Source organism: Paenarthrobacter sp. AMU7, from assembly GCF_041200195.1.
Classification (GTDB): Bacteria; Actinomycetota; Actinomycetes; order Actinomycetales; family Micrococcaceae; genus Arthrobacter.
The window spans coordinates 2004051-2024369 of sequence record NZ_CP165735.1; the positions used below are offsets into that span (position 1 = coordinate 2004051).

At 62.6% G+C, this 20319-nt stretch carries 16 protein-coding genes; 7 read left to right on the forward strand and 9 right to left on the reverse strand.

Annotation, left to right across the window (positions count from 1 at the left end; all coding sequences use genetic code 11):
- Window positions 1-55: 55 nt before the first annotated feature.
- From ABQM86_RS09170 to ABQM86_RS09190, 5 genes are all read right to left on the reverse strand, one after another.
- Window positions 56-484: an OsmC family protein gene (locus ABQM86_RS09170; protein ID WP_089594529.1), complete on the reverse strand. Its 429-nt coding sequence runs from the start codon at window positions 482-484 to the stop codon at window positions 56-58.
- Window positions 485-722: 238 nt separating this feature from the next.
- On the reverse strand, window positions 723-1076 hold the full coding sequence (locus tag ABQM86_RS09175) for a hypothetical protein (RefSeq protein ID WP_207597150.1): 354 nt from the start codon (window positions 1074-1076) through the stop codon (window positions 723-725).
- Window positions 1077-1209: 133 nt separating this feature from the next.
- Window positions 1210-2994, reverse strand: coding sequence for a 2-oxoglutarate dehydrogenase, E2 component, dihydrolipoamide succinyltransferase (gene sucB / locus ABQM86_RS09180; RefSeq protein ID WP_369746433.1), 1785 nt, complete (start codon window positions 2992-2994; stop codon window positions 1210-1212).
- Between the two features lie 111 nt (window positions 2995-3105).
- Window positions 3106-4488 (reverse strand): dihydrolipoyl dehydrogenase, encoded by a 1383-nt coding sequence (lpdA, locus tag ABQM86_RS09185; protein WP_207597152.1) that lies wholly within the window; start codon window positions 4486-4488, stop codon window positions 3106-3108.
- A gap of 296 nt (window positions 4489-4784) precedes the next feature.
- Window positions 4785-6308, reverse strand: a complete 1524-nt coding sequence (locus ABQM86_RS09190) for a leucyl aminopeptidase (protein WP_280627735.1) — start codon at window positions 6306-6308, stop codon at window positions 4785-4787.
- 337 nt (window positions 6309-6645) lie between these two features.
- Here ABQM86_RS09190 and ABQM86_RS09195 point away from each other — a divergent pair, with 337 nt between their 5' ends.
- From ABQM86_RS09195 to ABQM86_RS09210, 4 genes are all read left to right on the forward strand, one after another.
- Complete coding sequence (locus ABQM86_RS09195) at window positions 6646-7584, forward strand: proteasome assembly chaperone family protein (RefSeq protein WP_369746434.1); 939 nt, start codon at window positions 6646-6648, stop codon at window positions 7582-7584.
- A 35-nt stretch (window positions 7585-7619) separates the two neighbouring features.
- On the forward strand, window positions 7620-8975 hold the full coding sequence (locus ABQM86_RS09200; RefSeq protein ID WP_369746435.1) for a nitrate/nitrite transporter: 1356 nt from the start codon (window positions 7620-7622) through the stop codon (window positions 8973-8975).
- Between the two features lie 99 nt (window positions 8976-9074).
- Window positions 9075-10334 (forward strand): DUF4192 domain-containing protein, encoded by a 1260-nt coding sequence (locus ABQM86_RS09205; protein WP_369746436.1) that lies wholly within the window; start codon window positions 9075-9077, stop codon window positions 10332-10334.
- Between the two features lie 258 nt (window positions 10335-10592).
- The gene (locus ABQM86_RS09210; protein WP_089594537.1) at window positions 10593-11903 is read left to right on the forward strand and encodes an RNA polymerase sigma factor; all 1311 of its coding nucleotides are present in this window, start codon (window positions 10593-10595) and stop codon (window positions 11901-11903) included.
- Window positions 11904-12094: 191 nt separating this feature from the next.
- On the opposite strand, the gene ABQM86_RS09215 is transcribed toward ABQM86_RS09210, so the two are convergent.
- Complete coding sequence (locus ABQM86_RS09215) at window positions 12095-12316, reverse strand: hypothetical protein (protein ID WP_018778705.1); 222 nt, start codon at window positions 12314-12316, stop codon at window positions 12095-12097.
- A gap of 337 nt (window positions 12317-12653) precedes the next feature.
- Between ABQM86_RS09215 and ABQM86_RS09220 the strand changes: the two genes are divergently transcribed.
- Window positions 12654-14762 carry a type IIA DNA topoisomerase subunit B gene (locus ABQM86_RS09220; RefSeq protein ID WP_207597157.1) on the forward strand — a complete coding sequence of 703 codons (2109 nt, stop codon included), beginning with the start codon at window positions 12654-12656 and terminating at the stop codon, window positions 14760-14762.
- Here ABQM86_RS09220 and ABQM86_RS09225 read toward each other — a convergent pair.
- From ABQM86_RS09225 to ABQM86_RS09235, 3 genes are read right to left on the reverse strand one after another with little or no spacing between them, the layout of a single operon-like run.
- Window positions 14759-15952: an MFS transporter gene (locus ABQM86_RS09225; RefSeq protein ID WP_369746437.1), complete on the reverse strand. Its 1194-nt coding sequence runs from the start codon at window positions 15950-15952 to the stop codon at window positions 14759-14761. The genes ABQM86_RS09220 and ABQM86_RS09225 overlap by 4 nt on opposite strands.
- A gap of 15 nt (window positions 15953-15967) precedes the next feature.
- The gene (locus tag ABQM86_RS09230; protein WP_280627739.1) at window positions 15968-16954 is read right to left on the reverse strand and encodes a M56 family metallopeptidase; all 987 of its coding nucleotides are present in this window, start codon (window positions 16952-16954) and stop codon (window positions 15968-15970) included.
- A gap of 5 nt (window positions 16955-16959) precedes the next feature.
- A complete protein-coding gene (locus tag ABQM86_RS09235) occupies window positions 16960-17346 on the reverse strand; it encodes a BlaI/MecI/CopY family transcriptional regulator (RefSeq protein WP_011774471.1) in 387 nt (128 codons plus the stop codon).
- A gap of 280 nt (window positions 17347-17626) precedes the next feature.
- Here ABQM86_RS09235 and ABQM86_RS09240 point away from each other — a divergent pair, with 280 nt between their 5' ends.
- Window positions 17627-19219: a cytochrome ubiquinol oxidase subunit I gene (locus ABQM86_RS09240; RefSeq protein WP_369746438.1), complete on the forward strand. Its 1593-nt coding sequence runs from the start codon at window positions 17627-17629 to the stop codon at window positions 19217-19219.
- Window positions 19220-19237: 18 nt separating this feature from the next.
- Entirely contained in the window at window positions 19238-20317 is a 1080-nt protein-coding gene (gene cydB / locus ABQM86_RS09245) for a cytochrome d ubiquinol oxidase subunit II (RefSeq protein WP_207597161.1), read from the forward strand.
- The last annotated feature ends 2 nt before the right edge of the window (window positions 20318-20319 follow it).

A 20319-nucleotide genomic window follows, 5' to 3' on the forward strand; every position in this document is an offset into this window, starting at 1 on the left:
AGGAACGGCGGGGCTCTTCTTGTGGTTCAGTGGTGCTGTTCAGTACAAGGTGGAGCTAGACGGAGAGCGTGGCATCCAGGGTGATCTCGATGCTGGCCAGTGCACCCGAAACGGGGCAGCCTGTCTTCGCGTCTTCGGAGATCCGGCGGAAGTCCTCTTCGGACAGGCCAGGAACCTTTGCGGTCATGGTCAGGTGGCTCCCGGTGATGCCGGTTCCGGGAACGAAGGTGACATCTGCCTTGGTGTTGACTTCCTCAGCAGTGAAACCTTCACCGGCGAGGGCGTGGCTGAAAGCCATGGAGAAGCATGCGGAGTGGGCCGCGGCGATCAGTTCTTCAGGGCTGGTCTTGCCACCGGACTGTTCGGTACGTGCCTTCCAGGTGACATCGAACGTGCCCAGGCCTGAGCTGTCCAGCGTCGTGTTGCCGGCGCCCTCGATCAGGTTGCCGTTCCAAACCGTGTGTGCGGTGCGTGTTGCTGCCATTTCCACTCCTTGAAGTCGTTGTGAGTCGGCAACCAGCCTGAGGCAGGTGCCACCGGTTTCCATCCTAGGGATTTGCCCGTGGGACCGCACGGACATTCCGCTGTCAGTGGATTGTGACCCCTTGACTGGCGGGATGAAGACGGGAAAACATACCCCTGCGCGGACAAGCCGGGGCCTTGGAATCGCGTCCATTATGATCAACGCGATTGACGCTGCCCGGCGTCAGTATGGTGCCGGGTCAGTTCCAGAGCGTGGCGATGGCGATGTTCACCAGGGCAAGGCCGCCCACACCATGAGCCAGCCCGGTGGAGACAGGCTCGCCCTTCTTGACCTTGCGCGAGCCAATGACGGCAAGGACAGCCACAGCGACGCCAATGGCGAACTTAACCCCGAGTTTGAAGTAGTTGGGATCGGCATCAGGCAGCAAGGGGAACAAACCCATCATGGCGATGCCGGTCAGGAGCTGGAGGAAGGCGCCATCGCGCTGGCGCGGGTGGATGGTTGGCTCCTTGATGGTGGCGATCCAGTAGCCCACAATCATGGCCGCGCCGACGATGTGCAAGAACACCAGAATGCTGAAGAGGATACTCATGGACCCAGCTTATCGAGTTGGTTCTACGTCCCGTAGCAAAGCCACGCGGAGCGGATACAGCAAAGGGGCAGGCCACCGGATTTCCGGTGACCTGCCCCTTTTACGTCACAGCAGGACGTTGTGTCGCTAAGCCCTAGAGGCCAAGGTCGGCTTCGAACGCACCTTCCTCAAGGCGGGCCTTGAGGGTCTGCAGGAAGCGGCCGGCGTCTGCGCCGTCCACCAAACGGTGGTCGTACGTCAGGGAAAGGTACATCATGGAGCGGATGGCAATCGAGTCGTCGCCATTTTCGTCAGCAACCACCACGGCACGCTTGACAATCGCACCGGTTCCGAGAATACCCACCTGCGGCTGGTTGATGATCGGCGTGTCGAACAGTGCGCCAACAGAACCGATGTTGGTGATGCTGAACGTACCGCCGGACAGCTCGTCCGGGCCGATCTTGCCGTCGCGGGTGCGGCCTGCGACATCGGCGATCTTGCCGGCGAGGCCCGCAAGGTTCAAGTTGCCGGCGTCGGAGATGACCGGAACCAGAAGGCCCTTGTCGGTGTCGACGGCGATCGCCAGGTGCTCGGCGTTGTGGTAGGTGATTTCCTGCTTGGACTCGTCGTAAGCAGCGTTCAGCTTGGGGTGCTGCTTCAGGGCTTCGGCTACAGCCTTGGCAATGAACGGCAGGAAGGTGAGCTTGACGCCATTCTGGGCCAGGAACTGGTTCTTGGCCTTGAGGCGGAGCTTGGCAATCTTGGTCATGTCGACCTCGTGCACCTGCGTCAGCTGGGTGGAGACCTCAAGGGACTCGCGCATGCGGCGGGCGATGACCTGGCGGATACGTGGTGCCTTTTCCGTGGTGCCGCGCAGGGACGATGCTGCTACCGGAGCAGCGGTCTTGGCAGCGGGGGCTGCGGCTGCGGGAGCCGATGCTGCGGGGGCAGCGGCGGCCTGCTTGGCTTCGGCAGCGGCCAGGACATCCTGCTTGCGGATACGGCCACCGACGCCGGTACCGGAGACGGAAGCAATGTCCACACCGTGCTGGTTGGCAAGTTTGCGGACCAAGGGAGTGACGTAACCGGATTCCGAAGAACCTTCAGCAGCAGGAGCGGCCGGAGCGGCAGCAGGTGCGGCCGGAGCGGCAGCAGGTACGGCCGGAGCGGCAGCAGGTGCGGCCGGAGCGGCAGCAGGTGCGGCCGGAGCGGCAGCAGGTGCGGCCGGAGCGGCAGCAGGTGCGGCCGGAGCGGCAGCAGGTGCGGGTGCAGCGGCAGGTGCCGCGGGTGCGGGAGCGGCGGCCGGTGCCGCTGCGCCGGAACCGATGACGGCAAGGATGGAGCCAACCTCAGCGGTCTCGTCCTCGTTGACGCGGATTTCCTGCAGGGTGCCCGCAACCGGCGACGGGATTTCGGTGTCGACCTTGTCGGTGGAAACTTCCAGAAGGGGCTCATCCACCTCCACGGTGTCGCCTATAGCCTTGAGCCACCGGGTCACGGTACCTTCGGTAACGCTTTCACCCAACGCGGGGAGGGTTACTTCATGGCCTTCGCCGCCGGAAGCGGCGGGTGCCTCGGCAGCAGGAGCTTCCTCTGCTGCTGGTGCAGCCGGAGCCTCCTGGGCGGCTGCCGGCTGCTCTGCGGGAGCAGCCGGTGCCTCCTCGGCCGGAGCAGCCTCGGCAGCAGGAGCACCTGAGCCGGAGCCGTCGCCGATGCGGACCAAGGGGGCGCCAACTTCAGCGGTCTCGTCTTCAGCGACGAGGATTTCTTCGATGACGCCTGAGATCGGAGAAGGGATTTCGGTGTCTACTTTGTCGGTTGAAACCTCGAGCAGCGGCTCGTCGATCTCTACCCGGTCACCAACCTGCTTGAGCCAGCGGGTGACGGTTCCTTCGGTGACACTCTCACCGAGGGCGGGCAAGTTAACGGATTCAGACATGTCGTCCCCGTTCTCCTTATTGATCTTTGTGCGGATGAATTCTGCTGGTCCGGTTCAGGCGCATGCGGCATTTTCCGCTGCATGCGCCTGAACCGTGGGTCTTGGTAAGACTTAGCCGTGGAGAGCTTTGCCCGCGAGGGCAAGGTGGGCTTCGCCCAGGCTTTCGTTCTGGGTGGGGTGGGCGTGGACCAGCTGGGCCACGTCCTCCGGGTAGGCTTCCCAGTTCACGATCAGCTGGGCCTCACCGATCTGCTCGCCCATACGGGAGCCGATCATGTGGATGCCCACCACGGGGCCGTCCTTCTGGCGTACGAGCTTGACAATGCCACCGGTGCCGAGGATTGAGCTCTTGCCGTTGCCGGCAAGGTTGTACTCCTGGGTCTGCACCTGGTCGTCGCCGAACTTCTCCTTGGCGGCCTTTTCGGTGTAGCCGACCGTGGCGATTTCGGGCTCGCAGTAGGTGACCTTGGGGATGTTGATGTCCTCGACGATTGCCGGGTTCAGGCCGGCGATTTCCTCGGCGACGAAGATGCCCTGCTGGTAGCCGCGGTGTGCGAGCTGGACGCCGGGGACGATGTCGCCCACGGCGTAGATGTTGCCGACGCCGGTGTGGAGACGTTCGTTGGTGATGACGAATCCGCGGTCAATGGTGAGGCCGGCTTCTTCGTAGCCCAGGTTGGCGGTCACAGGACCGCGCCCGACGGCCACGAGCAGGAGGTCGGCTTCGAAGGTCTGGCCGTCCACCAAGGTGACCTTGACGCCGTCGTCGTTCTGTTCGACGCCCTGGAAGAAGATGCCGGTGGTGAACTTGATGCCGCGCTTCTTGAAGGCACGCTCAAGGTTCTTGACGATCGAGGCGTCTTCGTTGGGAACCAGGGAGGGGAGGCCCTCGATGATGGTGACGTCTACGCCGAACGACTTCCATACGGAAGCGAATTCGACGCCGATGACGCCGCCGCCGAGGACGATTGCGCTCTTGGGGATGTAGTCCATGGTCAACGCCTGGTCGGAGGTGATGACCTTGCCGCCGATTTCCAGGCCAGGCAGGGAGCGTGAGTAGGAGCCGGTGGCCAGGACAATGTTCTTGCCCGTGTAGGGGGTGCCGTTGACTACTACCGTGTTGTTGCCCTGAAGCTTGCCTTCACCCTCGATGACGGTGATGCCCTTGGACTTGATGAGTCCTTGGAGGCCCTTGTACTTACCGGCGATGATGCCGTCCTTGTAGGCGTTCACGGCCGGCATGTCGATGCTGTCCAGCGTGACATTCACACCATACTTGGCGGAATCGCGTGCATGGTCGGCCAGTTCGGCCGAGTGCAGGAGTGCCTTGGTGGGAATACAACCGTTGTGCAGGCAGGTTCCGCCGAGCTTTGCCTTTTCCACAAGGCCAACGGTGAACCCAAGCTGTACGGCCCGCAGGGCAGTGGCGTAGCCGCCGCTGCCGCCACCGAGTACCAGGATGTCGAATTCTTGCGCAGTTGCCTGATCGGCCACTAAAACGCTCCCTCGCGTGAATGATGACACGGGACTGCGTGCCATCTGGTCTTTGGAACTTGTTCTGCCGTGATTATGCCAGCACCTAAGTTCTCTTGCATTTGTGACTATCGAGTTCACCTTAGCGAACCACCTACCCATGCTCCACCCTCGGCGGGCGTTTTGTGGAGCGCTTGTGTCGAGACTCACGTTCACTTGTGACACAGCGCTACACGCCGCATAATTCCGGGGTTGCGCGGCCCTTGCAGGGTGTCCGGCAAGGGCCGTCGCGGCCCTGGTGGGCGGGGGCGTGCCGCTTAGGCAGGAACGGCGAGGAGATCCTCGGCGTAGGCAACCAGGGTGCGGACAGTGCAACCGGTTCCCTGCTTGGGGGTGTAGCCGTAGGGGCTGCCGTTGTTGAACGACGGACCCGCAATATCGACGTGTGCCCAAGGGATCTGCTGGCCGTCGCCGTTCTTGCCGACGAATTCCCGCAGGAAAACGGCTGCGGTCATCATGCCGCCGTTACGCTCACCAATGTTGGCAAGGTCCGCCACCTGGGAATCCAGGCTTGGGCGCAGTTCTTCCGGCAGCGGCATCGGCCAGACCAGTTCGCCTGCCCGGTCTGCCGCCGACTTCAAGGCTGCGGTGACGGAATCGGAGCCCATGACACCAGCCGTGCGCAGTCCCAACGCGATGAGCTGGGCGCCCGTCAGTGTGGCAACGTCAATAATGGCGTCCGGCTTTTCCAGGCTGGCAGCGACGAGCCCGTCGGCCATGACCAGACGCCCTTCGGCGTCGGTGTTGAGGACCTCGACCGTCTTTCCGCCGTAGATGGTGAAGACGTCGGCAGGCCGTGCCGCAGCACCCGAGGGCATATTCTCCGCAATGCAGAGCCACGCGGTCGCCTTGATGTTCAGGCCAAGCGAAGCGATGGCCAAAACGGTATTAAGGACGACGGCGGCGCCCGCCATATCGCTCTTCATGTCGCCCATCCCGAGGGCCGGCTTGATGGAGATACCGCCGGTGTCGAACGTGATGCCCTTGCCCACGAGGGCAATCTTCCTGGTGGCCTTGGCCGGAGCATATTCGACCTTCACCAGGCGTGGCTGGCGGGTTGAACCCTTACCGACGCCAAGGATGCCGCCGAAGCCTTCCTTTTCCAGTCGCTTTTCGTCCCAGACAGTGACCTTGACGGGCAGGCCCTTGGCGAGTTCCTTGGCGGACTCGGCGAACGACTCCGGGTAGAGGTGGCTGGGAGGCTGGTTGACCAGGGTCCGGGTGGCGTTGACGGCACGGGCCACAACAACAGCACGGTCCAGTGCCGGTTGGGCATCCTTGGGATCGACATCGGAGAAAATCAGGGCCTTGGCTACAGGGGCTTTCAGTCCGTCCTTGCTGGAACGGTGCTCCGTGTAGGAGTAGGCGCCAAGGGCGGCACCCTCGGCGATGGCCGCGACATCGGTGACGCCGGTGGTCGGGAAGGCCAACGTTACTGACGTGACGCCGGCCAATTGCCGGACGGCAGAGCCCGCGGCGCGGCGCAGGGATTCTTCGGGGAGGCTGCCGGATTCCGACAATTTGCCCACGCCGGCGAGGACCAAAATTCCCGAGCCGGTCTCCGGCAAGCCCGGGAGCCGGTGTGCCTGATCGGCAGCGCCGGTGATCCCCAACAGTTTGAGGGAGCCCGCAACGGACTCGGCTGCCTTTGCGCTCAACGGATTCGGCAGCAGCACTGGCCCATCCGCACCTTGCGCAACTCCAATCACAAGTGCGTCGCTGGGGGACTTTTTCAGGTCCTTGGCGATGATGCCCAGGATGATGTCAGTAGTCTTGACCACGAGGATGTTGCCTCACTTCTCTCTGCATTGCATGGCTGGGCCGCATGTTTGGCGGCCTGCCCCGGTACGCGCCCGACGTCCTCTTCCGACGGCGGCCTTGGTCTTCAGGGGCCAGTGTCGCAAGAGGATACCGGCCCGGTTCGATCGTAGTCTCTTGAACGCTTCGGACAGCAATTAAATGAGAGCTGCGGCACATCCGGTGCAGGAATGCCCGCTGGAGGTGCAGCGTTGTAAGGATTAAAGGAATCCCACCGCTACTACCGACGGCCCCGTTGGCGCCATGTGGCCGGCACCTCCGGGACCTTCCCCTACTTTGTCATTGCGAAAGGAACACGCCGTGTTTGAACGGATATCCGGCTCCCTCCTGGACCCTGAATCGCTGTACGCGCGCAACATCGAGACCTTCCACAGCCCTGAGCTCCGCGGGCTGAACATGGTCATGGGATTCACCGGCTTTGCCGACGCCGGCCAGGTGGTCCGGCAGATCAACGCGGAACTGCTGGACGAGCTCGACGCCGAGGTAGTGGCCATGTTCGATGCCGACCAACTGATCGACTACCGTTCGCGCCGCCCCCACATCAGCTTCGTGGAAGACCACGTACAGGATTACCAGGCCCCCAAGCTTGGTCTGTATAAGTTGACCGACGGCCTCGGTCAACCGTTCCTGTTGCTGGCAGGCTTCGAACCGGACCTCCAGTGGGAGCGTTTCTCAAGGGCCGTCGTCGGGATTGTTGAAGAGCTGGACGTCAACCTGGTCACCTGGATCCACTCCATCCCCATGCCTGTCCCGCACACGCGGCCTGTGGGAGTCACCGTTCATGGCAACCGCCCCGATCTCATTGAAGGGATTTCCAGCTGGAAGCCCACTGTGGACGTTCCCGCTGCCATCGGCCACATCCTTGAACTCCGGCTGACGGAAGCGGAACGCAACGTGGCGGGCTATGTCATCCATGTTCCGCATTACTTGTCAGAAGCCGAATATCCTCCGGCGGCTGTAGCCGGCCTGGAGTACCTGGGGGCGGCAACATCGCTGATGCTGCCCACCGACCGGCTCCGTGAGTCAGGCCGGGAAGTTGGTCGCCAGATCGCGGAACAGATTCAGGCCTCGGAAGAGGTCCAAGCGGTGGTCACCAATCTGGAGGCCCGGTACGACGAGAAATCCGAGGGAGTGGTCCGCCGCTCGCTGCTGGCGGACGAGAACGATGAGCTGCCCAATGCCGAGGACATCGGAGCTGCAGTCGAGGCCTATTTGGCCCGTAAGGACTCGCCTCAATAAATCATCTTTCAGGAGGTGACAGGCATAATTGAGGGGTGAATGCACCCCGCGCCTGGCTTATCTGGACGATCGGCGTGTTCGCCTACCTGGTGGCGGTGGCGCAACGAACGTCCTTCGGCGTTGCTGGATTGGAGGCTACTGAGCGGTTCCATGCCAGTGCAGCCGCCATCTCCTTCTTCACCGTGCTTCAACTCCTGGTCTATGCAGGGCTGCAGATTCCGGTCGGCGTCCTGGTGGACAGGTTCGGTTCACGGGCCATGATCGCCGGGGGAGCAGTCCTGATGGGGCTGGGCCAATTGCAGCTCGCGTTCGCGGACAGTGTGCCCGGAGGTGTCCTTGGCAGGGTCCTGGTGGGTGCCGGTGACGCCATGACGTTCATTTCGGTCATCCGTCTGGTGCCGTTGTGGTTCGCTCCCGCCAAGGTTCCCTTGGTTACCCAGCTCACCGGGATGTCCGGCCAGTTGGGGCAGCTCTTCAGTGTGGTTCCGTTTGCGCTTCTCCTTCACACTTCCGGGTGGACCCCCGCGTTCCTCACCCTTGCGGCCATGTCAGTGCTGGCTGTGGTGCTGGTACTCGCGATGCTGCGGGATGCACCTCCCGGGCATCCGCCCAAGGAGTCCGGGCAAGGCCTGAGGGCCACGGGAGTCTCTCTGTCACGCGCTTGGAAACAGCCGGGGACCCGGCTGGGGCTGTGGAGCCACTTCACCGTCCAGTTCAGCGGAAACCTGTTCGCCATGACCTGGGGCTACCCTTTCCTGCTCTCGGCCCAGGGACTTGATGCCGGAACAGTCTCCGCTTTGATGGCGCTCTTTGTGGCAACCGCCATCATTGCGGGTCCGGGCTTTGGCCGTTTCGTCTCCAAACACCCCATGAGACGCTCAGCGATGGTCCTGCTGATCACCTTTGCCACCGCTGTGGCGTGGGCTGCCGTTCTCCTCCTTCCTGACCGCGCTCCGTTGTGGATGCTGGTCGTGCTGGTAGTGGTATTGGCGGTTGGAGGTCCGGGGTCCATGATTGGTTTCGACTTTGCACGGACCTTCAACCCCTCGCACCGGATCGGCACGGCAACCGGAATTGTGAACGTGGGTGGCTTCATTGCGGCACTTGTTGCGATTTACCTCATCGGCCTGGTTCTGGACCTCTTGAATGCCAGCGGTTTCTCGGGTGGCGATTTGTACGGACTGGCACCGTTCCGCATCGCACTCAGCGTGCAGTTCCTGCTCCTTGGCCTGGGAACGGTCCTCATCCTGGTGTCCCGGCGTAAAGTCCGGCGGCAGATGGCCGCCCAGGGAATCCATGTACAGCCGTTGGTGGCAACCCTGGCCAATCAGCGCCGGGAGCGCGTGGAAAAAAGGCGCGCCTCGCGTGCCACCGCCGCAAAGGATCAGTAGCGCGGCTGCCGCCCTTGCCCCGGCGTGAAACGGACCAGCTTTTCCACATAGGCAAGGTATGGTCTGTTTCTGCCAGCCGGACGTACGCAGGCTGGATGCATGACCACCAAGAGAACACTGAGCATCCACCAACCTGAAGACATTCTTGGCTATATCCCCCACCTGCTGGGCTATTGGCCCGAGGACAGCCTGGTTGCCATCACCATGCAGGGGAAAATGCTGGGGGCCACGCTGCGGGTGGATCTGCCGTCCCGCCGGTCGCCCCGGGCACTTGTCGGTTTCGCTGAACAGATACGCCAATACCTGGTGGCGGACGAAGCCGCCAACGGTGTGGTGCTTGCTGTCTACACCGAATCCGGTTGGGCCGATGGAACCGTCGTCGACCAGGCGATGCCAATGATTGAAGCCTTGCAACTGTCCCTCGACGAGGTTGACTTGTCGGTGCGGGATGCCTGGCTGATCGGAACCAACTATTGGCGCAGCGCCTTCTGTTCGGACAAAAGCTGTTGCCCGGATCCAGGACTTCCGGTGGCCCGCATCAAGGACAGCCGCTTGAACGCTGAGCTCGTTTACCAGGGGAGTGCAGTCGGTCCGTCGCCGAGGAGTGGCACCGGACAACCCTCACTTGCCAGATCAGGACCGTTGGATCCTTCCGTGATGGAAGCGGAGATCCGATGGGGAGAGCGCATCCTCGGCGCATGGCGCAGTGGGCGATGCCTGGAATCCGTCCTTGCGGTCTGGCATCACGTCCTCGCCAGAGTCGAGCATGGTGCTCCTTTGCAGCCGGAGACTGACGCGCAACTGATCGGATTCCTCAGGACCACGCTGAAGGTGCCGGCTTGGCGGGATGCCGTGGTGGTGATGGCGGCCGCCGGCATGGACTCTGCAGTATCGGGCGCTGCTGCTTTTGAATTCTTCAGCGACGACGAGTCGTGCGCGCCGCCGTTTGATGTTGGCGAACTCGTCGTAACGGCATCCGCCACCTACCCGCCGGCCACTGCTCCGAGTGGTTCGAGTGGGCACGGGGATGTCTTCACTTATGGCGATGTCCTGCTGGGAATGCGCCCCGATACGCCGTGCTGGCCTCGCGTTGATGCGTTGCACCGCGTCCTTGCCGGGCTGTGCGTGGAAGAAGAGTCGGGTGATGTGGCTGCCGCGGCGTTCACGCTTCAGGGGTGGATCACATGGTGCAAGGGCAGCGGTTCAATCGCCCACGCATGCCTTGCTCGGGCCGAAACTGCCCGTCCTGGTTATCGGTTGGCCGAACTGCTGATGGAGGTCCTGGGCCAGGGCGCCGTTTGTCGGTGGGCGAGCCGGCCCGACTCGGCGTGGAGGGGGCCCAGACAAGCACCTGTGTAGGACGCCTGTACCCACGTGGTGGAACTTCAACAGGCATGGGTTTCGCAAAACCGTGAGACAATGGATGCCGAGACCCGGTTGGGTCCGCGTTTGAATGCCTGCTTGAGCCCGGAAACGGGAACAAATCAGCGTTGTCGGGAGTTCTATCTACAGACTCTGCAGACGGCGATCGCATTTGAAATTGATCGCGGACTTGACAGGGTCATAGTGGTGTTGCCCGTATGGTGATTCCACAGACCGCCGCTAGAAAGGTTTTCTGTGACTCCGTCTTCCGTCGAGAAGGAACCCGCCGCCCAGGCTGAATTGACCGCCGAGGAAAAGAAGGCGGCCACGTCGGCAAAGCGCGCGGCGACACGCGCTGCCAACAAGGCTTCAGAGGGTGACTCTGACAAGCCCGCACCGAAGAAGCGTGGGCCCAAGCCCGGCGCGAAGGCCGCCGCTGAGGCCGCTAACAAGTCCGGCTCCGACTCCGAGGAAGCCACTGCCGAGGACGAAGACTTTGATCCCGCAGCAGCGGAGGAAGTCGAAGTCGGGGAAGATGACACCGAGGATGGCGCAGCCGCCGCCAAGGACAAGCCCGCCCCGTCCGGCTCGGGATTCGTCTACTCCGACGCTGACGACGACGACGCCCCGGTCCAGCAGGTCATGTCCGCGGGCGCAACCGCCGACCCCGTCAAGGACTACCTGAAGCAGATCGGCAAGGTCGCCCTGCTGAACGCAGAGCAGGAAGTGGACCTGGCGCTTCGCATTGAAGCCGGCCTTTTTGCCGAGGAAAAGATCAACGCTGATGACGGATCCATGGATCCCAAACTCAAGCGTGAACTTGAGTTCGTCATTCACGACGGAAAGCGCGCCAAGAACCACCTGCTCGAGGCCAACCTGCGTCTCGTCGTTTCCTTGGCCAAGCGCTACACGGGTCGTGGCATGCTCTTCCTGGACCTGATCCAGGAAGGCAACCTTGGCCTTATTCGTGCAGTGGAGAAGTTCGACTACACCAAGGGCTTCAAGTTCTCCACGTACGCCACCTGGTGGATCCGCCAGGCCATCACGCGCGCCATGGCTGACCAGGCCCGCACCATCCGTATTCCGGTGCACATGGTGGAAGTCATCAACAAGCTGGCACGTGTCCAGCGGCAAATGCTCCAGGACCTTGGCCGCGAACCAACGCCGGAAGAGCTGGCTCTGGAGCTGGATATGACCCCTGAGAAGGTCGTAGAGGTCCAGAAGTACGGACGCGAGCCGATCTCGCTCCACACCCCGCTCGGCGAGGATGGAGACTCCGAGTTCGGTGACCTGATTGAGGACTCGGAAGCTGTAGTTCCGGCCGACGCTGTCAGCTTCACGCTCCTGCAGGAGCAGCTTCACTCGGTGCTGGACACCCTGTCTGAGCGCGAAGCCGGCGTGGTGGCCATGCGATTCGGCCTGACGGACGGCCAGCCGAAGACTTTAGACGAAATCGGCAAGGTCTACGGAGTCACGCGTGAGCGCATCCGCCAGATCGAATCGAAGACAATGTCCAAGCTGCGGCACCCGTCCCGCTCGCAGGTCCTCCGGGACTACCTGGACTAAATCTGCCCGCACTGCAAAAGCGGCCCAGTCGGATAACCGACCGGGCCGCTTTTTGTTGATTGCCGTTCAAGGGGCAAATTCCCGGGCACACCCGGGAAGCAACAAGGCCCCTCCCTGATGGGAGGAGCCTCGTTATCTGATCAACACAATACTTGCTGAACAAGGGAGTCCGGCTGTGCGGGCTGCCCTGCCTAGTCGACGGGGACGGGTGCCTTCTCGTTGAGGCGCTCGGTCTCATCGTGCCAGTCCGAAGTCATGGGCCGGAGCGTAGCTTCAACTGCACGTGCGTGGTGGCCGCAGAAAAGCAGCTCACCACCGGAGGACTCGAGTACAACGCGGACATATGCCTGGGCTCCGCAACGATCGCACCGGTCAGCTGCGTTTAGCGTGCGGTCTGCAACTGCTGTTGTCATGTCGGCCTCCTTAGTAGTTCCGTACATCCATATAACCAGCATTCGACGCAGATCCATGGCAAGGATGGGTCACTTTCGCTGTCCGCGTATCACATGTGCGTAACGTAACCACACAGATTGGCCCGTACAGGGAGTGGCAACCAGTGGCACCGGTCGGTCGGGGCTAGCCTAGTATGGGCAGTGTTTGCCCTGAGTTACCAGCATTCACCAGCGATTACCAGTAGTTACCAGCGCTTACCAGCAGTTACCAGCAATTTCCGGCACTGAACAGCAACTGGACGGCTGGGAAGCACCCCCAGATTCACCTTGAGATATACCCCGAAGGAGCACACTGCGAGTGGCACCGAGTTCTGAATACAACGCCCGGCACCTGTCTGTCCTTGAAGGCTTGGAAGCCGTCCGCAAACGCCCGGGCATGTACATCGGTTCCACCGACTCCCGTGGCCTTATGCACTGCCTCTGGGAAATCATCGACAACGCCGTTGATGAAGCCCTGGCGGGATTCGGCCACGACATCAAGGTGATCCTGCACGCCGACAACTCGGTGGAAATCCACGACGACGGCCGTGGCATCCCGGTGGACGTTGAACCCAAGACCGGTCTCTCCGGCGTCGAGGTCGTCTTCACCAAGCTGCACGCGGGCGGCAAGTTCGGCGGCGGTTCCTATACGGCATCCGGCGGCCTGCATGGCGTTGGCGCTTCTGTGGTCAATGCTCTGTCCAGCCGCCTGGACGTTCAGGTGGATCGCGGCAGCAAGACCTACCAAATGTCCTTCCGCCGGGGTGAGCCCGGCCGGTTCGTGGATTCGGGTTCGAAGCCTGGCCCCGAGGCTCCCTTTGAGCCGTTCGTTGAGAACTCCGTGCTGGACGTCGTGGGCAAGGCCAAGCGCGGGGTAACGGGAACCCGGGTCCGCTACTGGGCGGACCGGCAGATTTTCACACCTGATGCGAAGTTCTCCTACGATGACCTTGCCGCGAGGGCCCGCCAGACGTCCTTCCTTGTGCCCGGCCTGAAGATCACGGTCCGCGATGAACGCAAGCTCCCCGGGACTCCGGGTGAGAACGGTGCACACGAGGAAGTGTTCCATCATGACGGAGGCATCTCGGAATTCGTTGAGTTCCTGGCCGCAGATGCCGGGGTGACGGATGTTTGGCGACTCCACGGTTCCGGAAAGTTCAAGGAAACGGTCCCGGTGCTGGACGACAAGGGGCACAGCAAGATCGCGGAAGTCGAACGCGATTGTGAGGTCGATATTGCCCTGCGTTGGGGAATCGGCTACGAAACCACCATGCGCAGCTTCGTCAACATCATCGCCACTCCCAAGGGCGGTACCCACCAGTCGGGCTTTGAGGCGGCGTTGCTGAAGACCTTCCGCAAGGCTGTGGAAACGAATGCCCGCAAGCTCAAGGCCGGTAACGACAAAATCGAGAAGGATGACATTCTCGCCGGGCTCACTGCCGTTTTGACTGTCCGGCTTGCGGAGCCGCAGTTCGAGGGCCAGACCAAGGAGATCCTGGGTACGTCGGCGGTACGGGCCATCGTGGCCAAAGTGGTGGAAAAGGAGATCACTGGCCGGTTGAACTCGGCCAACCGTAACGACAAGGCCCAGTCGGCGCTCCTGCTGGAAAAGATGGTCAGCGAAATGAAGTCGCGCATCTCGGCGCGTGTTCATAAGGAAACCCAGCGTCGCAAGAATGCGTTGGAAACCTCCTCGATGCCCACCAAGCTGGCCGATTGCCGCACGGACGATGTTGCCCGTTCAGAGTTGTTCATCGTTGAAGGTGACTCCGCCCTGGGTACAGCCAAGCTCGCCAGGTCTTCCGACTTCCAGGCCCTGCTGCCCATCCGCGGAAAAATCCTGAACGTCCAAAAAGCTTCCGTGGGCGACATGCTCTCCAATGCCGAGTGCGCGGCGCTTATTCAGGTAGTTGGGGCCGGCTCGGGTCGCAGCTTCGATATTGAGGCAGCCCGTTACGGCAAGGTCATTCTCATGACCGACGCCGACGTGGACGGCGCGCATATCCGGACCTTGCTGCTGACCCTGTTCTTCCGCTACATGCGCCCCATGGTGGAAGCAGGCCGAGTGTTTGCGGCAGTTCCGCCCCTTCACCGGGTGGAAGTGATCAACCCCGGCCAGAAGGCCAACGAGATGATCTACACCTACTCTGAGGCGGAGCTTCATGTCCTCCTGGCGAACCTTGCCAAGGAAGGCAAGCGCTACAAAGAGCCCATCCAGCGCTACAAGGGCTTGGGCGAAATGGATGCGCAGCAACTGGCAGAGACCACCATGGATCCACGGCACCGGACTCTGCGGAAGGTTGGCATCGACAGCGCCCAGCGCGCTGAAGAGGTCTTTGACCTTCTCATGGGCTCGGATGTTGCGCCCCGCAAGGAGTTCATCATTGCCGGCGCCGCCACACTGGACCGGGAACGCATCGACGCCTAGCCGGCGGTGGACGGAGCCGCTGGTTCCTTGGTTCCCGGCGCGGCGAATGCCGTCAGCCCCACCAGCAGTGCCAAGGCTCCCAGTCCCCAGGGAAGTCCGGCCGCCACGGCGATGCCGCCCACCAGCAACGGACCGCCGGCATCGCCGAGTTCGCGTCCCAGCTCGGCTGAACCCATGGTTCTGCCCAGCCGTTCGGAGGGGGTCGAGTCTGCCAGGTGCGCAAAAGCCAGGGGTGTGGAAATGCCTATCCCTGCGCCGATCAGGACGGCAGCAAGGTAGATCCAAACCGCTCCGGGGAGGAGCCCTGCCATCAGTGTGCCCGCCGCGATGCAGAGCAAGCCTGCCACCATGCCCGGCTTGTCGGCGAGGAAGCCCTGGTCCCGCAGCCTGCCGATGCGAGGTTGTATCAGCGACGACGCAAGGGCCAATACCGTTACAACCGCCACGCTTCCTGCCGTGCCAAGGCCTTCGCGTGCCGCCAAGGCAGGAAGGAAGCCGACGGCTGCGCCCAAGGCCCCGGTGGCTGCAGCCAGGACCAGTGTAGGGCCCAGGAATGATCTCTCGGTGCTCTGGCGCCATACATCCACAATGGTGTACCGGGGGCGGGGCAGTGGCGCCAGACGCGGCACCGCAACCGCTGCCCACATGGCAACAATGAGGCCCAGGGCGGACAGAACGCCGAAGAGGAGAGGGAAGCCGCCGCTGATGATGGCAACAGCTCCCAGCAGCGGTCCTACCGCGTAGCCGAGCCCCTTCCACGAACCGTATCGTCCGAAATACCGTCCGGTGTGCTTTCCCGCGAGGCGTGCCACGCCGGCCGATGATGCCGGTGAGAACGCCGAAGCCGCCATTCCCTGTCCCAGTCGCGCCATAGCGAGCATGGCAGGCTGGTCGGCCCACAACCCGGTAAGTGAGGCCGCGGAGAAGGCCAGGAGCCCACCCACGATGACCGGTTTTGGCCCGATGCGGTCACTCAGGGCGCCAAACACCGGCTTCAGGAACACTTCGGCGATGTCGTACAAGGCCAGCAGTACGCCCAAGGCCAGCAGGCTCAATCCAATGTCCGCGCTTTCGGCCCCCAGGGCGGCAGCGACAGCATGCGCGCCGAAGGCGGTGGTGAATCCCGCAGCGTAGAGCGGCCAGCGCTGATAGGCGTGGACGGGGAAGGCCGCGGCGTCAGTGGGATTCACGCTTCACAATCCCGTTCAGCCCAACAGTCCCGGGACGATCAACAGCGCGGTCGGCACTGCCAGCAGCAAGGCCGATACCACCAGGACAAGGATGCGCAGGCCCTTGGTAAGTGGAGGCTGGGGTGAGAGGAGGCGGCTGACGCGTGACGCCGTCGTGCGTGGTGAGTCCGCCCCTCCGGTGGCACTGACGGCATTGCCTTCGATCACGGCGCCGCCGGCGTTGAGTGCCCCGGTTCCGATGGCGGGCTGGGAGGTTCCGCTGGCGACGATCGCGATGGCCTTGATCAGGGTGCCTTTGCTTTCGGTCCGCAAGGCGACGTCATCGGCCAGCATTTCGATCAGGGAGTTCACCGCGGTCTGGGCCAGCCGCGTGGTGGGGAACCACGGCAGGGCCTGGCGCCAGGCGGCGAAGGCCCACAGCAGGAGGTCGTGGCGCTGGGACAGGTGGGCGTTCTCGTGAATGAGGACGGCCCTGAGTTCAGCCGGCTCCAGGGCTGCCATCAGGCCGTCGGACAAGACCGTGACGGATCGGGCGCCGCCGGGGAGACAGTACGCCACAGGGGAGTCGTGGTTGATGACCACGGTGCCCGGGCCGTCGTCGGACGGTGAGGCGAGCAAGGCCAGCAGTTCGCGGTGCCGCCGCCGTTGGCGCTCGATCTTGTAATAGGTCAGGAGCAGGGTGAAAACCAGGTGCGCGGTCAGGAGCGCTGCCGCGGACAGTGCGAAGAGGTGCCAAAAACCCAGCGCTGTGGTGGGTTCGTTGTTGAAGACCATGCCGGCCAGGCTCTTGAGACCGGCAATGAGGTTGTCGCCGATGGGCTCCAGCCCGTAGACCAGCATGGCGCCGATCATGGACAGTCCACCGGCGAGGGCGATCGCCTGCCACAGGACCATGGCCGTGAAGGGCGAGCGTGCCGGCCACTGGGCGCGGGACAGGAGGACGGGCACCGGCCATGCCAAAATCAATGCCAGGACCGCAAGCAGGTATGAGGTCCAGAACATAGTGGCTAATTGTAGCCGAGCAGTTTGCGCAGGGTAGCGGCTTCACTTTCGGTGACGGAACCAATGAAGCGGGCCAGGACGGCCTCGCGGTCCGGGGCGGAGCCCAGGACTTCATGCATCAGTTCGGCGGTGTGGTCAGCGCGGCTGGAAACAGCTTGGTAGCGGTGCGGACGGGTACCGCGCTCACGCTCCACCAGCCCCTTCTTTTCCAGGCGTGACAGCACGGTAAGCACCGTGGTCACGGCCAGATCCTTGCCTTGATGTCCCGCAGTGCCATCTCCGGCCTCGGAATCCTGCGCCAACAGATCGCGCAGGGTGTTGGCAGTTGCAGCCTCCTGGCCTGCCCAGAGCAGATCCATGACTGCCCGTTCCAGTTCCCCAAGACTTGCCATCTATACGTCCCTACCTTCCGCTTCCCGGTGCAGGGTAACTGCTGCCGGGAGCGATGATCCAACATTCCACCATAAATCTACCGCTTTTCAGCTCTTCATTCTACGTGAGGTAGAACTATCGGCGCGCCGCGGCCACTGGGGAGCCCTTGCGCGTGGGTTACGCCACTTGAAGAATGGGTTTCGTCGCCCGTCATTTGTTCTACACTGTGTAGAAGACAAGTTTTCTACGCAACGTAGAAGTAACGTCATCGTACTTCGGTCCGCCGTACAAAGGACAGCCATGGACGCCTTGGAAATCGCACGCTGGCAATTCGGTATCACTACCGTCTACCACTTCATGATGGTGCCCCTCACTATCGGCTTGGGACTGGTGGTGGCCATTATGCAGACCATCTGGTACCGCACGGGCAAGCCCGAATACCTGCGGATGACCAAGTTCTGGGGAAAGCTCTTCCTCATCAACTTCATCATGGGCGTGGCCACGGGCATCGTGCAGGAATTCCAGTTCGGCATGGCGTGGAGCGAGTACAGCCGGTTCGTCGGTGATGTGTTCGGCGCGCCGCTTGCCCTCGAGGCCCTGCTGGCCTTCTTTGTTGAATCAACGTTCCTGGGGTTGTGGATCTTCGGGTGGAAGCAACTCAAGCGCGGCGTGCACCTGGCTTGCCTGTGGATTGCCGTCATTGGTTCCGTCTTCTCCGCCTACTTCATCATCGTGGCGAACTCCTGGATGCAGCACCCTGTGGGAGTGGAGATGGTGGACGGACGGCCCGTGATGACCGACGCCTGGGCAGTTTTCACCAACAACACAGCGCTGGTGGCTGTACCGCACACGCTGTTCGGTGCGTTGGCAGTTGCCGGTGCGTTCCTCCTGGGCATCGCCTGGTACCACTTGTGGCGTCGCCGGCATGACGGCATCGACGTCGTGGGCAAGGACGGCAAGCTGGTCCTCGGTGAAGCTGCGATCCCGGGCCGGGACACTTCGGACTACACCGTGTGGATGAAGAGCCTCCGGATCGGTGCCGTGGTTGCCATGATTTCCTTCGCCGGCACCGCCATCACGGGCGACCTTCAGGGCAAGCTGATGTTTGAACAACAGCCCATGAAAATGGCTGCCGCAGAAGCCGCCTGCCACGACGGCACGGGCTTCTCGGTCCTGAGTGTTGGCAACCTCGGCGCCACCAACTGCGATGACATTGTTGCCGTGATCGAAGTACCCGGCATCCTCTCTTTCCTGGCCAAGGGTGACTTCACCACCGAAGTGAAGGGTGTCAACAGCCTGCTGGGCGAGTACAAGGAAAAGTACGGAACCCATCTCCCGGACAACCCGCTGTACGGCGACCGTGCGGGGCAGGAAATCCAGTACGTGCCTGTGATGGAGGTGACCTACTGGGGCTTCCGCATGATGATCGGCTTCGGCGGGATCGCAGCCTTTGCCGCACTGCTGGCTCTCTGGGTGACCCGCAAGGGCGTAGTGCCGCAATCGAAGTGGCTCATGCGCCTCGCCGTCTTCGGCATTCTTGCACCCTTCGGAGCCAACGCCGCGGGATGGATCTTCACCGAAATGGGACGGCAACCGTTCGTGGTGGCGCCCAACCCGGACATGAACGGCATCGACCAGGTCTTCATGTTCACAGCTGCCGCCGTTTCGCCGGGGGTCAGCGCCGGGGAGCTCCTGACCTCGCTGGTGGTCCTCACCGCCATCTACGCCGTATTGCTGGTGGTCGAAGTGAAGCTGCTGGTCAAGTACATCCGGGGCGGGGTGGCCTCCGCGATGCCGGAGCTGGCCCACCCGGCCAAGGACACGGACGACGACGACAAGAACGACGCCGGTCCGGACAAGTCCGGCGACGACGTCCTGGCCTTCGCCTACTAGAGACAGGGGAAACTGACAATGGAACTGTTGCCAACCATCTGGTTTGTTGCCATCGCGGTGCTGTGGACGGGCTACCTCTTCCTGGAGGGCTTTGACCTTGGCGTCGGCATGCTCATGAAGCTGTTTGCCCGCAACAACACGGACCGCCGTGTGCTGCTCAACACCATCGGCCCCGTGTGGGACGGCAACGAGGTATGGCTGCTCACTGCAGCCGGAGCCACTTTCGCAGCCTTCCCGCTCTGGTACGCCTCGCTGTTCTCCGCCCTCTACCTACCACTCCTGGCAGTCCTGGCCGCGCTGATCTTCCGGGCTGTCGCCTTCGAATACCGCGGCAAAGTGGACTCAGAGCGCTGGCGGAACCGCTGGGACTGGGCGATCGCCGTCGGATCCTTTGTCGCAGCCTTCGGCATCGGTGCCGCTTTGGCGCTGACCACCACCGGCCTTCCGTTGAACGCCAACGGAGACCGCAGCGGCGGCCCGATGTCCTGGTTCAGTGGCTATGCGCTGCTGGGCGGTTTCGGTGTGGTGGCGTTCGCCCTGGTCCACGCCCTTGCGTTCCTGGCCCTCAAAACCGACGGCGATGTGCGGCACCGTGCCCGCCGCTGGTTTGTGCGGTTGGTGCCGTTTGCGGTGTTGCCGATGTTCGGCTGGATGGTGTCAGTGCAATTCCTCAGCGGCAAGCCGTGGACCTGGGCCCTGGTGGCGGCCGGAGTCGTAGCTGTCGTCCTGGCCTGGACGCTGGCCAGGGCAGGGGCAGAAGGTCGCGCCTTCGGTGCCCTGGGTGGGTTCATTGTGTGCGCCACCGCTTCGATTTTCGGGGCAGCCTTCCCCGTGGTGATTCCTTCCACCCTTGACCCAGCGTTCAACCTGACCATTTCAAATGCCTCATCCTCGGACTACACACTTGGACTGATGAGCATTGTGGCAGCCGTAGGACTGCCCTTGGTGATCGCGTACCAGTCCTGGACCTACTGGGTATTCCGCCGGCGTGTCAGCGCGGCGCACATCCCTGAAGCGCACGGCTTCCTTCCCGCTATTGCCGCCAAGGTCCTGATCTCCAAGGACAGCCAGCCAACCGCCAGCACCAAGGAAGGCTAACC

Excerpts from the sequence above, each read along its gene's own strand:
- ABQM86_RS09170 (WP_089594529.1), bottom strand. The coding sequence starts at position 484 with ATGGCAGCAACACGCACCGCACACACGGTTTGGAACGGCAACCTGATC.
- ABQM86_RS09175 (WP_207597150.1), bottom strand. The coding sequence starts at position 1,076 with ATGAGTATCCTCTTCAGCATTCTGGTGTTCTTGCACATCGTCGGCGCG.
- sucB (WP_369746433.1), bottom strand. The coding sequence starts at position 2,994 with ATGTCTGAATCCGTTAACTTGCCCGCCCTCGGTGAGAGTGTCACCGAA.
- ABQM86_RS09205 (WP_369746436.1), top strand. The coding sequence starts at position 9,075 with ATGACCACCAAGAGAACACTGAGCATCCACCAACCTGAAGACATTCTT.
- ABQM86_RS09215 (WP_018778705.1), bottom strand. The coding sequence starts at position 12,316 with ATGACAACAGCAGTTGCAGACCGCACGCTAAACGCAGCTGACCGGTGC.
- ABQM86_RS09230 (WP_280627739.1), bottom strand. The coding sequence starts at position 16,954 with ATGTTCTGGACCTCATACCTGCTTGCGGTCCTGGCATTGATTTTGGCA.
- ABQM86_RS09235 (WP_011774471.1), bottom strand. The coding sequence starts at position 17,346 with ATGGCAAGTCTTGGGGAACTGGAACGGGCAGTCATGGATCTGCTCTGG.
- ABQM86_RS09240 (WP_369746438.1), top strand. The coding sequence starts at position 17,627 with ATGGACGCCTTGGAAATCGCACGCTGGCAATTCGGTATCACTACCGTC.
- cydB (WP_207597161.1), top strand. The coding sequence starts at position 19,238 with ATGGAACTGTTGCCAACCATCTGGTTTGTTGCCATCGCGGTGCTGTGG.